The sequence below is a fragment of the Moorena sp. genome (genome assembly GCF_982860115.1).
Window position 1 is genome coordinate 80678 of record NZ_CEYLVT010000004.1, and the last position, 13294, is coordinate 93971.

Here is a 13294-nt window from a genome sequence, read left to right on the forward strand (position 1 = left end):
GCGAGGTTTTGGAATTTTCATTAGGGTGACATAAACTATAGCATTTGTCAATTCGCTCAAATACTTAAGCCCTTGGGGTTAATGGGAGTAGTCGGTGACAGAAGGAGGTACTCACTTTTCCTACCTGGGTGGGGAAGGAGAGGGTGTCTTACCGGTTCCACCTGAATTGATTGGGCCAGATCCTGCTATCGCTCGTCCTTACCTGATGGCACTTAGTACCGCTTTTTTCAAAACCTATATTGCTAAACAACCCCAATATGCTTCCTATCTCAGTGAGTCCTATGTCAAAGAGATTAGTCAAGACCCATTGAATCTGTTTGTGATCAAGTCTTTGCAGGACACTCAACTCAAGTAGGAACTGTGTGTTACAAATTGGTTATTTTACTACAGAGAATGATAATTTACCAAGGAGCAATGTCCATGCTTACTCTATGATAAAAGAGCAGAACTAAATCTAAGATTTGCGTCATCAAGGGATATATTAAGTTATAATGGCTTAGAAGCGTTTGAGGTTATTAAAATAGCCAAATATGTCAAGCCCTCTGAGGCAGCATAAAAACTCGAAGTTCATGTCAGAACTCTTGTGCGATGGCACAATGAAGGAAGGTAAAATCAAAGCCATCCCCCCTCTGGACAAAAAAGATATGAGGTTGAATCCTACACTGTTGGAATCGAAAAAGACCGAGCCACAGTTATCTACGCCAGAGTTAGTTCCAAAAATCAACGATCTGACCTTAATAGAAAAATTGCCGCCATCAGTAACTTGTACCCGACAGCAGAAATCATCAGGTGCGACCCGTGATGGCGAGCAATCCCTTGACCGTAGGTCACGCTACGCGAACGCCATCACGGAAAGCGCACCTATAGGGAAATCGGAGGAGGCCTTAACTTCAAAAGAAAAAAAGTTACAGCCTTATTGGGGAGAGTCATGCAAGGAAATCTCCCAAGAATTATTATCGCACACAAAGACAGATTGGCAAAATTCGGTTTCGACTTCTATCAATGGTTTGGTGAGCAATTTAACTGCACAATCCTGGTTCTCAACGAGAAAAACTTGTCTCCAGAATCAGAAATGCTTGAAGACATCATCGCCATCCTACACTGCTTCAGTAGCCGACTATTATATGGACTCAGTAAATATAAAACTGAGGTCGAGGAAGATCAAAATTTATCCAAGCTCAGATCTAAAAAAAGAGTGGAATAAATGGGTAGCAGCTTGTAGATATTGTTTTAATCAAGCCATTGCTTATCAAAAAAAACATGGCAAAGTAGGTAAGCAAAAATTACGCAATATCATCATGCAATCAGAGTTACCTGAATGGGTGAAAGCAACTCCTTGCCATATAAGACAGAATGCAATATTTGATGCGCATCAAGCTTACTCATTCAGTAAAAACTGTAAATTTAGAAGTTGTCATGCTCCCAGGCAAACACTTAAATTTAACAATAGCAACTACACCAAGGGTAAATGGTATTCAAGATTAACCAAAGGAAAAGATTTTCAAAGTAGCGAACCCATACCGATCAGCAGTGCTTATGCTACACGAATAATAAAAACTAAGTGTGGGGATTGGTTTGCGGTTTTTTTAAAAGAAGTAAAACTAAAGACTAATAATGTAGATGGAATAATTGCAATAGATCCGGGAGTGAGAACTTTTCTGACAGGATTTGATGGCCAATCATTTTTGGAAATTGGAGTTGGGGATATAGGAAAAATAACAAGATTATGCCAACATCTGGATCGGCTAATGAGTAAAATTGGTAAATCCAAATCGAAAAGGCAAAGACAAAAGATGAGAAAAGCGGCAGCAAGAAGTCGAAAAAGAATTAGAAACCTAATTGATGAATGTCATCGTCAGGCGGCTTCTTGGTTGAGTAAAAATTATTCATACATCTTATTGCCCACTTTTGAAACAAGCAAGATGACAAAAAAGAAAAAACGAAAAATAAGAAGTAAAACGGCAAGACAAATGTTAAGTTGGTCACATTATAGGTTTAAACAGGTATTAAAAAATCAAGCTGAGTTAAGTGGCTGTCAGGTAATTGATGTGACAGAAGAATTTACCAGCAAAACTTGTACAAGATGTGGACATATTCACCCAAAACTGGGTGGGAATAAACTGTTTAAATGTCCAGAATGTGGACATGAAATCAATCGTGATTTTAACGGTGCTTTAGGCATTTTGCTTAAAGCTTTGAGGGATACCTCCTTCACTTTATATAGTGATGCTATTGTCATACAAGACGATAATATATCGCTTTGTAGCGCATAAATGTATCAGAATCCATAATAGAATGACAAGTTTTTGGTCAGGATGAGCCATACTATGAAGGAACCTACCAACCTCACACAACAAATCAAGGTTAAGGTAGAAGATGACCGCACAGGTATGTCGGTGGAAACCCTTAAGCGAGCCTTTGCTGATAATCTTTATTATATCCAGGGCAAAAATCAGTTTTTGGCTACACCCTACGATTACTATATGGCTCTGGCTTATACGGTAAGAGACCGGCTACTTCAGCGGTGGATTAAAACCTTAGAAACCTATACTCGAAAAAATAGTAAAACGGTATATTACCTGTCAGCAGAATTTTTGATGGGTCGCCAGCTCACTAACAATTTGCTGAACTTGGGAATATATGATCGGCTCAGCCAAGCTCTCCACGAATCTGGGCTGGAGCTAGATGACCTGAAAATCCTGGAAGCTGAGCCTGGTTTAGGGAATGGCGGTTTAGGACGGCTAGCTGCTTGTTTCCTGGACTCCCTGGCAACCTTAGAAATTCCTGCTGTTGGGTATGGCATCCGTTATGAATTCGGTATCTTTGACCAGCGGATCATTGATGGTGGTCAAGTTGAACGTCCTGACAAGTGGCTACGGTTCGGCAACCCTTGGGAAATCCGACGCCCAGAATTAACGGTTGAGGTGAATTTCGGGGGTAAGACAGAATCCTACAAGGATGAGGAAGGGCGCTATCGGGTCCGTTGGGTTCCGGAGTGGCAGGTTTTGGGTACTCCCTACGATATACCAGTGCCTGGTTACAAGAAAAATACAGTCAATACCCTGCGTTTGTGGCGTGCTGGTGCCAGTGAAGAATTTGATTTTCAGGTATTCGACAGCGGCGACTATACCGGTTCTGTTACTGAAAAGATTTATTCTGAGAATATCTCGAAAGTCCTGTATCCCAATGATAACACTTCCCAAGGGAAGCAACTACGGCTGGAGCAGCAGTATTTCTTTGTTAGCTGTTCTCTTCAGGATATTATTAATAATTATCGACGAACTAATAGTAATTTTGACCTGTTCCATGAGAAAATTGCGATTCAGCTGAATGATACTCACCCATCAATTGGGGTGGCGGAGCTGATGCGGTTGTTCTTGGATAAGTACAAATTGAGCTGGAATCGAGCTTGGTATATTACTAAGAATACTTTTGGTTATACTAATCATACTTTGCTAGCAGAGGCTTTGGAACGCTGGCCAGTTAGCCTCTTTGAGAGACTCTTACCGAGGCATTTAGAGATTATCTATGAAATCAACCGTCGCTTCTTGGATAATGTGCGTCTCAAGTATCCAGGTGATGATGACCGGCTCAGACGAATGTCCTTGATTGAAGAGGGACCTGAGAAGTCTGTGCGGATGGCTCATTTAGCCTGCGTAGGTAGCCATGCTATTAATGGGGTGGCCGCACTGCACACGGAATTGCTGAAAAAGGATGTGCTCCGAGATTTCTATCAATTGTGGCCCAATAAGTTTATTAATATGACCAATGGGGTTACACCCCGTCGGTGGCTATTGCTGAGTAATCCTCAACTTTCGGAACTGATTACTGAAAAAATTGGAGAGGGTTGGGTTACTGAGCTAGACCAGCTCAAACAGTTAGAGCAGTTTGTTACTGATGCTGAGTTTTGCGATCGCTGGCGCAAGATTAAACAGCTGCACAAGCACAACCTGGCGGATTATATTCTGCTACACAACAATATTAAAGTAGATCCTAATTCCCTGTTTGATGTTCAAGTAAAGCGGATTCACGAGTACAAGCGTCAGTTGTTGAATGTACTCCATATCATTACTCTATACAACCAGATCAAGGAGAATCCCTCTATCGATATCTTGCCGAGAACCTTTATTTTCGCTGGCAAAGCAGCACCGGGTTACTACATGGCTAAACTGGTGATTAAGTTGATCAACTCAGTAGCAGAGATTATTAATGATGACCCTGATGTAAGCGATCGCATCAAGGTAGTTTTCTTAGAAGGCTTCTCGGTTTCCCTAGGAGAGCAGGTTTACCCAGCAGCCGACCTTTCAGAGCAAATTTCCACTGCTGGCAAGGAAGCTTCTGGAACTGGCAATATGAAATTTGCCATGAATGGAGCGTTAACCATTGGTACCTTGGATGGTGCTAATATTGAAATCCGAGAAGAAGCAGGAGCAGACAACTTTTTCCTGTTTGGTTTAACTACTGAGGAAGTATACGCTCTCAAGGCTGGGGGATATAACCCACAAGAATACTATAACAACAATAAAGAGCTCAAGCAGGTAATCGATCAGATTGGCTCTAGGTACTTCTATTCCCGTAAGCCCGACCTGTTTAAGCCACTGGTGGATTCCCTACTGTATGAGGATCAGTACCTGCTGTTGGCAGACTACCAGTCCTATGTTCATACCCAGAAGCAAGTAAGCCAAGCCTATCGGGATCAGGATCACTGGACTCGCATTTCGATTATCAATGCGGCCAATATGGGCAAATTTTCTTCAGACCGCACGATTCGGGAGTATTGTCAGGAAATATGGAATGTTGAGCCGATTTCCGTTGACCTAGACGAGTACGACCAGGACTCTGCTGGGTTGAAGCGACTCAGTGAACTACCTTAATTAGGGAGTCGGGAGTCGGGAGTCGGGAGTCGGGAGTCGGGAGGGTGGGGAGATGGGGAGATTGGAGGGAGTTATAGCATTTTCATAGCTATGAAGTACACAGGATTTTTTCCCTGTTCCCTGTTCCCGATTCCCGATTCCCGATTCCCTACTCCCTACCCTCAGCGCTATAGTACTTTGTTGATAGTAGTTTCTTAATAATGTTTGGTGATATCCACTTTCAAGGTGGGTATTATCTCAGTAGGAACTTATAGCGGTTTGCCACATCAGCTAATTACACTAGTCACTAGTCAGGGGCGAAATTTGAAGAAGGTGGGTTACGGCTAGCTCCCCATCTCCCCCCGATTCCCGATTCCCGATTCCCGATTCCCGATTCCCCCCAGAAATAAAATGAAATTACCCAATTTTTTAATTATAGGTGTGCAGAAGGCAGGAACAACTTCTATTTATAATTACTTAACCCAACACCCTCAAGTTTATATGAGTCCGGTTAAGGAAACCAATTTTTTGGAAAAAGATTGGGAAACGTTACCGCCAGACCTAATAACTCCTAACAAAAATCGAATTGATACCTTTGAAAAATATTGTCAACTTTTCCAAGACGTTAAGGATGAAATAGCGATTGGAGAAGCATCCCCTAATTATTTGTTTCATTATAAATCATCGTCTGAGCTAATATTGCGCTATTTGCCCGATGTTAAACTGATTGCTATTCTCCGAAATCCCGTAGACCGAGCTTATTCAGATTATTTAATGCACGTTCGGGAAGCGACGGATGTAGTGGGTAAGGTTCAACCGTTATCAGAACAGCTGAAGTTTCGATCTCAGGGGTCATTTACCCTAAAAAAAGGACTCTACACTGCTCAATTAAGACATTTTTTGGAAACGTTTAATCCAGATAAAATCAAAGTTTATCTCTACGATGATTTATGTAAAAATCCCGTGGCTTTGATCCAGGATATGTATCGATTCATTGGAGTAGATGAAACCTTTATCCCGGATGTATCGAAAAAAGCTCAAGTGGCTCAAGTTCCTAAACTAAAATTGGTTAATGATCTGTTGCGGAAACAAAATCCCTTCCGAACTATGGTGGCTTCTGGACTAAAGTACATCCTGCCGCTGGAGGTGAGGCAAACTGTTCGTTCAGCGCTAATCAACATGAACTCAACTGATAAGAAAAAAGCTGCTCTTTCTAAAGAGGAACGGCAACAGTTGCTGGACTTTTATCGTGATGATATCCTCAAACTCCAAGATTTGATTCAACGAGACCTTTCGGTTTGGTTAACTGTTTGAGTGTAAGTAATCAGCTATCAGCTATCAGCGAACAGCGATTAGCGCTACGCGCACGCTACTTGAGGTGCTATCAGCATATGCTTACTAATGGGCGATACTGGTTTGGAACCAGCGACCTCTGACCTGTGAAGGAAGCGCGCTACCACTGTGCTAATCGCCCATTGTTTTTTTAGTCACTAGCTTTACAGTTTACCATAAATTACGGTCACGTGACAACTAAAGTTTGGCTTAAAAGCTGATTTTTCTGATATCCCAAGATGGCTGAATCAGTGAGCTGTGGATCAAGCTAGATATAAAGCTAGATATAAAATCTCCGAACTATACTATAGCATTTTTATACCATTTAGGAGTTGACAAACATCACTAAGTAATGTTAGTCTATCGCCATAGTTTTAATGGTCAGACCTTCATAAACAGTAAACTCGAAGCAACTATTGAAATTTTAGACCTTACTTAACCCTGACAAACTATTATCCATGAGTCAGTTAGTAGTCTTAAAACTGGGAAATGGTAATTGTCAGGAAGGTTTTCCTACTGTTATCGCTCAACTTTGGGAAAGGGATCATCGTAGTCTGATGCAGTTTACTGGAGGTTTGCCTGCTGCACCGGAACTGCCCTTACTCTACAAACGCTGGCAATTAATGTATGCAGCACTCTACCGAAGCTTCAGCTGCGATCGCCGTCTGGAAATTAATAAAGTTAGTATCACTAATGTTTCACAACCTGATTTTAGGAATCTGTCTCAACAGTTAGAAGAGCAAATTAATACCTGGCTCAATGCTGAAGAATTTCGCAACATTGAACGGCGAGTGCGAACTAAACTCATGCCGTCTGAAGAAATTAGGGTGATTATCGAAGCGGAAGATGACCAAGTGCGACGATTTCCTTGGCATTTGTGGCGTTTATTTGAAGATTACCCCCTGACAGAAGTGGCCTTGAGTAGCCAAGAGTATGAGCCAGTCACGACACCAGATCGAGAGTCAACGGGTCAGGTTAGAGTATTAGGAATTTTAGGAAATAGTGAAGGGATTGAGGTTGAAAAAGACCGCGCTTTACTTGAGCAGTTACCGGAGGCGGAAACGGTTTTTGTGGTGGAGCCACAACGCCAAGAGCTTAACCACCAGCTTTGGGATGAACAGGGATGGGATATCCTGTTTTTTGCGGGACATAGCGGGAGTGGGGCTGATGCTAAAACCAGTTACATAAGTATTAATCAAACTGATAGCTTAACGATTTCCCAGTTAAAGCATGCTCTGAGAACAGCTATTACGAATGGTTTGAGACTGGCAATTTTCAACTCTTGCGATGGCTTGGGATTGGCACGGGAATTGGCTGATTTACATATTCCTCAGTTGATTGTGATGCGGGAACCGGTACCGGATCGAGTGGCACAGGAGTTTTTGAAGTGCTTTTTAACCGCATTTGCTGGTGGAAAATCCTTATATCTGGCGGTGCGGGAAACTAGGGAACGGTTGCAAGGGTGGGAAGATAACTATCCTGGTGCTAGCTGGTTGCCAGTGATTTGCCAAAATCCGGCTGTTGTGCCGCCGACTTGGGAACAGTTGCGCGATCGCAATCAATTGGCTTCTGTTTCAGGTAGCTCCAGTCAGGCTCATGGGTCACAAACCTCTTCAGACCTTCAACACATGATGCCATCGGCACCTGTAGCAAAGGGTCAAACTTCATTACCCAGTACCTCTCCTACTCCTTCAGACCAAACGAGCTCCGACAAACCATCCCATTCGTTTCCGATTCGGTCACTATGGCGCGATCGCGGTTTGTTACTCAAGGCTAGTGTATTCGCCATGGCTTTGGTGATGGGATTGCGGTGGTTGGGACTATTGGAAGGGCTTGAACTAAACGCTTTTGACCAACTGATGCGACAACGACCCTATGAAAGACGGGACGAGCGTCTGTTGATTGTTAAGGCTACCCCAGAGGATATTAAAAATCAGGAACAGCAACCGAAGCATGGGGCATCGTTATCAGACTATACTCTTACTCGGCTATTTGAGAAACTCCAGGAGTATGAACCGATAACGATTGGCTTAGATATCTATCGTGATTTTCCGGTGGATCCAGCTTACCCTAAACTAGCAACTTACCTGGGACAAAAGAATCTATTTGGTATCTGTAAAGTTAAAGATGCTAAGGCTGGGGACACCGAAGGGATTTCTCCACCGCTGGAAATTCGGCCAGATCGGATTAGTTTTAGTGATGCTTTACCTGACCAGGGGGGAATCCTCCGTCGCCATCTGTTATCTCTGGACTCACCAGACCTGACGGATAAGTGTACTGCGAAGAATAACCTTAGCCTGCTACTAGCCCTATACTATCTACATGGTAAGGGTATCGAATGGGGCTACACATCAAATCAGGAATTGTGGATTGATGCGCCACATTTGGGTAAAGGTAAAACCGTTGTGCTGAAGCAATTAAATTCCTATACCGGTGGCTACCACAGAGTGGATGCAGCAGGTAGACAAATCTTGCTAAATTACCGTTCCCATCGCTCTCCTGAAGATATTGCCCTAACCGTCAGTGTTGGTCATATTCTCAATGATGAGATTCCTGCCCAGCGCAGGTCCCAACTGAAGGGTCGGATTATTCTTGTTGGTGTAGCCGGTGCAATTAATACCAGTAGTGATTACTGGCTCACCCCTTACAGTCCGAGTCAGCCCCTGAGCCATAAGCGAACACCAGGAGTGGTGATTCAAGGACATATGGTAAGTCAAATCCTGAGTGCGGTTCTGGATAATCGACCCTTGTTGTGGGTTTGGTCAGAATCAACAGAAGTGCTGTGGATTTGGGGTTGGTCTGTGGTGGGAAGTGTAATTGGTTTGGTAATGGGATTCCGCTCAGGCCAGGCTAGGGGTATGCATTTCCTAAGTGGCTTGGTAATCTCGACGGCAGTGGCACTTGGTGCTTTGTATGGCATTTGTTATCTGTTTATCTTGGAAGGGGGTTGGATACCGTTGGTTCCATCAGGAATGGTATTGGTGCTTACTTCGGTGGGTATGGTTCTGGTAGTGCGTTATACACCATAATGAAGCTTCCACCACCTGGCTATCGCCGTTCGCGTAGCGTGGCCTACGGCCAGGTGGTGGTGTCCTATGCTAATTTAGGATTACCGCTAACCCATAAATCACACAGGCAGACCCAGCTTCTAGGTGGTCGTCCAGATCTTTTGCTGGAACGACCCTCGTGGCCATTTCTGCCAACGAGTTTAAACACACCTCTAGCCCCAATATTGTAAGCGCCATTTAAATCTGCATTGAAACGCTTACCTGAAGCGAAGGTGGCTAAAGAGTATTTTTTTGAATTCCTTTTGACTACGCCGGAACCATCATAGGCTAACTTTGAAGTGTAAGCTGCCACAACTTCTATAACTTTTCCGCCTAGTTCATTCCATTTCATTTCGGTGAAATCGCGAATTTTGGACTTGAGCCATCCGTGGAATTTTTGCCTCAGGTTCGATCTTTTTTTGCCGCCCTTGGGTTTCCAACCTTTAAGATTTTCAAATACTATGGCTTCAGAGTTAAATTCCTTAGCAATCTCAATAATCCGCTTTGAAACAATATGGCCTATTTGATGATTGATTCTTCGGCATTTGTCGTAGGTTTTAGAGCAGAACCCTTTATGAAGTTTTCCGCCTTTACCCATAGTCTTCGACGCCCGCATAGATACGGACTTAAGTCTTTTGTCTCGGCGGTCTATGTCTCTTCCTGGATGAACGAATTCAGTATGGATTACAGTGCCGCTGTGAGTTACGACTGCTACCGTAGCCGTTGTGTTGATTCCTAGATCAACTGCTGTAACATTGGATTCCGGTTTCCTTTTCTCTGGCTTGCAGGCAAATGGAACTGATAGATGATATCCTCTATTGTTTATTACTAGAGAAGGAGACATCATTTTATTGGATGCTACCAAGTGGCGCTCTCTTAACCCAGTAATTTGAATGTCATTCCAAATCCAATCAGAGCCATTAAATACTTTGATTTCTACTGCATTGAAGCCATGTAGTTTATAACATTGCCCTTTATAAAGAGAAGGATAACAATCGGTATTTGCGTTTAATCTTGGAGGCTTAGCATCCTTTCTTTTTCTGTTCCCTGACTGCCAATCTCTATAACGAGTGACAAAACTACTAACCTGGCCAGCGGAAAATGCGATCGCAGCTCGACGTAAGTAGCTGGGAAATTTATAAAAGGTTTTATTGAACTGGGGGTATTTAACGCTAGGACGCTTAGCCGTCTGATGCATTAATTTTTCGACAGCAGGGGTCAATTGATCTGTCGTTAAACTTCCAAGTTCCTCCCAGTGAGTATAGATGATCCCAACTAAGTACCGACAGGCATGACGGTAAACCTCGACCGTTTCACACAGCAGTATACGCTGATTATTAGTCGGGTTAAGCCTCCATTTGTCTGTACGGATAATCTTGGTTGGCGTTTTCATCTGTCCCTTTGTTACTCTAATTTTAGTATATGTGGATATTCTAGTGATGTCAAGCCCAAGTAGCAAAAAATCTCAAAAAAGAATGAGGGGAATCCCGGTTCACTATGACGAGATCAAGAAAGCGCATAATATAATGCTTACTCCTTCTTCTTGGGAGTGGTTGCAGATTTCAGCTAAAGAGTCTGGAGTGAGCGTTGGAGAGTTCCTGGAGCGTTGGATTAGGAGCCAAAGAATTTAGCTACTCCTTAACCCCCACCTGAACGAGGTGGAGGAATGCGTCGTATTACTGTTCAAATCAGATGTGACACTAGGATTGATGGCAAAAGGGAACTTCTGATACCCAGCTACCATCTTCCTTGGCAAAAGCATCGGAGTTGACAATGGTTAAAATTAAACTGCTTTATGGAATTGCGTTTGCTCTGACGACTCTCACGAGCTACCCAGCACCAGCGCAATTGATGGAATCTACTGGCAATAGGTCTGAATCTATAGCAGTAGAGTTTAAAGAGCCAGATTATTCAGGTGATGCCCCGAGCGGACGTAGGCGAGGTACAGGTAGTCGTGGAGATTGTCCTATGGCTGTTTCTGAAACGGGAGGAAACCTAAGCGTGACACCTGTGATCGATAACGATAGTAGGGGATGGACAGTTAATGAGTCTCCAACTATCTGGGTTCATGTTTCCTATGAATCTGAAAGTGTTGAGAGGGTGCTTTATGGGGAATTTTCCTTGCAGGATTTAACAACTCAGACCAAGCTTGCTCCAAAATATCTCCCTGTTACTTTGCCAAGTCGGTCTGGTGTGTTTAGCATACCTCTTCCGTACTCCTTAGAGGTTGGTAAGTGGTATCGCTGGTATCTGATCCTTGATTGTAATTCCCCAGATTTGTTTGACAATGACTCGTTTTTGTTTATTGAAGGATTTTTGAAACGGGTTGAATTGCCAGAGTTTAAGGATCACTTAGATAATAAAACCTCACAGAAGCTAATTACAGTTTATGCTCAAAATGGCATTTGGTATGATGCCTTGAATGAATCAGCTAAACTTCGTTGTAGTAATCCACAAAATTATACTTTTACTGAGGCTTGGTCCCGATTGTTGAAAGCCGTTGAATTGGACAAAATTGCCCAGGAAAGTTTGATCTGTCGGGAGTAGTTGAGTTTAAATCCAGAACGGCTTAGGCGATCACCTTAAAGTCAGAAATCGTCTCAATCCATACCCGTGCTCCACAGTGTAGAGGATTATCTGGGCGATACATCACCCGACAGGGGCCATTGACTTCGACCGTATGACCGTAAGTGTTTTTAGAGCCTCGTTTTACGGTAATCACGGGATTGCGTTCGCCAGTGTTGTGATTTTGGCGAATCACTTTTTGATTAACGTGGATGACAGCTTTAGTGTAATTTGTGCGCTTTGACCAATTCCGCTTTGGTCCGCGAGTACCAGGGGTTACTACTGGCATGCCATCAAATAAGGGAATTACCCAAGTTCTACCGACCTTATAAGCACCTTTGACTCTGCCCTTGCTCAACAGGAAACGGACGCGAGTGGCAGAGATACCAAGTAATTCAGCGGCTTGTGCGGTAGAAATCATCATGGCGGTAAAACCATTGCTTTAACGATATTGTTATGTTAACACGATTTTGGATAAAATGCAAATAATGGGTTTAATAGGTGAGTAGCGTGGTAAGGGTGGTTAAAAACTATTGCATTGTCACAAGTCTTTGGTTGGTGCGTTACGGGGCGGCTTCAGGCGCGAAGAAGTTGAACATGAAGGCAAGCCCGCCCCTAACACACCCTACGCAACATCTCCCCGATTCCCGATTCCCGATTCCCGATTCCCGATTCCCGATTCCCGATTCCCGATTCCCTGTTCCCTGTTCCCTGTTCTCTCAACAAAAAAAATTCGGTCAAGTTCTGGTTAATTCCAATCCTTGACCGAATTATTTCTTGTAATAGTCAAGAGCCCTAGGATCCTTGACTATGTGTTCACCAATTTATTAGGAAATTATCCCAATCAACAACATACCAACTTAGGTTTTAGACTTCAGACTTCATACTTTATCCTGAATTTTGACCTGTCGCCAGGGATTAGAGTCCCTGGCAAGTTGCTATCTTAATCTACCAACAGATGTCGAATCAAAATACTGATCACCTCACCAGAATTTCCGACAGGTTGAGGAGTGCTCCACTCATGAACTTGGGCGTAGCCACGGCTATAAAGATTATAGATTGTGACCCGCACAGTTTTGGGAGAACCGATCAATACATGTTTGATTTGCTCCCGTCCTGGCTGAGGTTGGCCAAATAATTCAGGGAGATTAGGATTGTTGGGATTATACTCAAAATTTGGGAGAAAGTTTTCGATGTCCATAATGTTTTTTGTTGTTGTATTGGCGACATTTTTATGGTAATAAATAATTATTTATTTTGTCAAGTATTTTTCAAAAAAAATAAATTAATACCTTTTTATTTTTGGGGTATAGTTTAAAACTATTGTTTTAGTATTTTTTGCTTGATTTTGTATTAGCGATCGCGTAGCGTAGCCTAAGGTAAATCCCATAGCGCCTATTTCAGAGCATCGCATTTTTTGATAATTTATACTAATATTAGTGAGCTGAGGGGGCGACGAAATAATCTAAAACGCAGACTCTATAAGTAATCTAGCCC

The 13294-nt window shown here is 42.9% G+C and carries 10 protein-coding genes; 7 read left to right on the top strand and 3 right to left on the bottom strand.

The window, feature by feature from the left end; translation table 11 throughout:
* Positions 1-94 precede the first annotated feature (94 nt).
* From AC4II3_RS01625 to AC4II3_RS01645, 5 genes are all read left to right on the top strand, one after another.
* Positions 95-355, top strand: coding sequence for a hypothetical protein (locus AC4II3_RS01625; protein ID WP_490722762.1), 261 nt, complete (start codon positions 95-97; stop codon positions 353-355).
* A gap of 214 nt (positions 356-569) precedes the next feature.
* On the top strand, positions 570-2273 hold the full coding sequence (locus tag AC4II3_RS01630) for an RNA-guided endonuclease InsQ/TnpB family protein (protein WP_488016073.1): 1704 nt from the start codon (positions 570-572) through the stop codon (positions 2271-2273).
* 54 nt (positions 2274-2327) lie between these two features.
* Positions 2328-4874 carry a glycogen/starch/alpha-glucan phosphorylase gene (locus tag AC4II3_RS01635; protein WP_488016071.1) on the top strand — a complete coding sequence of 849 codons (2547 nt, stop codon included), beginning with the start codon at positions 2328-2330 and terminating at the stop codon, positions 4872-4874.
* 390 nt (positions 4875-5264) lie between these two features.
* Positions 5265-6167: a sulfotransferase family protein gene (locus tag AC4II3_RS01640; RefSeq protein WP_488029622.1), complete on the top strand. Its 903-nt coding sequence runs from the start codon at positions 5265-5267 to the stop codon at positions 6165-6167.
* 476 nt (positions 6168-6643) lie between these two features.
* Positions 6644-9214, top strand: a complete 2571-nt coding sequence (locus tag AC4II3_RS01645; RefSeq protein ID WP_488015377.1) for a CHASE2 domain-containing protein — start codon at positions 6644-6646, stop codon at positions 9212-9214.
* Between the two features lie 64 nt (positions 9215-9278).
* Here AC4II3_RS01645 and AC4II3_RS01650 read toward each other — a convergent pair whose 3' ends face one another.
* Positions 9279-10625: an IS200/IS605 family accessory protein TnpB-related protein gene (locus AC4II3_RS01650; protein WP_488015379.1), complete on the bottom strand. Its 1347-nt coding sequence runs from the start codon at positions 10623-10625 to the stop codon at positions 9279-9281.
* Positions 10626-11005: 380 nt separating this feature from the next.
* Here AC4II3_RS01650 and AC4II3_RS01655 point away from each other — a divergent pair, with 380 nt between their 5' ends.
* Positions 11006-11779, top strand: coding sequence for a DUF928 domain-containing protein (locus tag AC4II3_RS01655; RefSeq protein ID WP_488015381.1), 774 nt, complete (start codon positions 11006-11008; stop codon positions 11777-11779).
* A gap of 22 nt (positions 11780-11801) precedes the next feature.
* On the opposite strand, the gene AC4II3_RS01660 is transcribed toward AC4II3_RS01655, so the two are convergent.
* The gene (locus AC4II3_RS01660; RefSeq protein WP_488015383.1) at positions 11802-12221 is read right to left on the bottom strand and encodes a helix-turn-helix domain-containing protein; all 420 of its coding nucleotides are present in this window, start codon (positions 12219-12221) and stop codon (positions 11802-11804) included.
* A 173-nt stretch (positions 12222-12394) separates the two neighbouring features.
* On the opposite strand from AC4II3_RS01660, the gene AC4II3_RS01665 reads away from it, so the two are divergent.
* A complete protein-coding gene (locus AC4II3_RS01665; protein ID WP_488015385.1) occupies positions 12395-12562 on the top strand; it encodes a hypothetical protein in 168 nt (55 codons plus the stop codon).
* A gap of 178 nt (positions 12563-12740) precedes the next feature.
* Here AC4II3_RS01665 and AC4II3_RS01670 read toward each other — a convergent pair whose 3' ends face one another.
* The gene (locus AC4II3_RS01670; protein ID WP_488029156.1) at positions 12741-12998 is read right to left on the bottom strand and encodes a hypothetical protein; all 258 of its coding nucleotides are present in this window, start codon (positions 12996-12998) and stop codon (positions 12741-12743) included.
* Positions 12999-13294 lie beyond the last annotated feature (296 nt).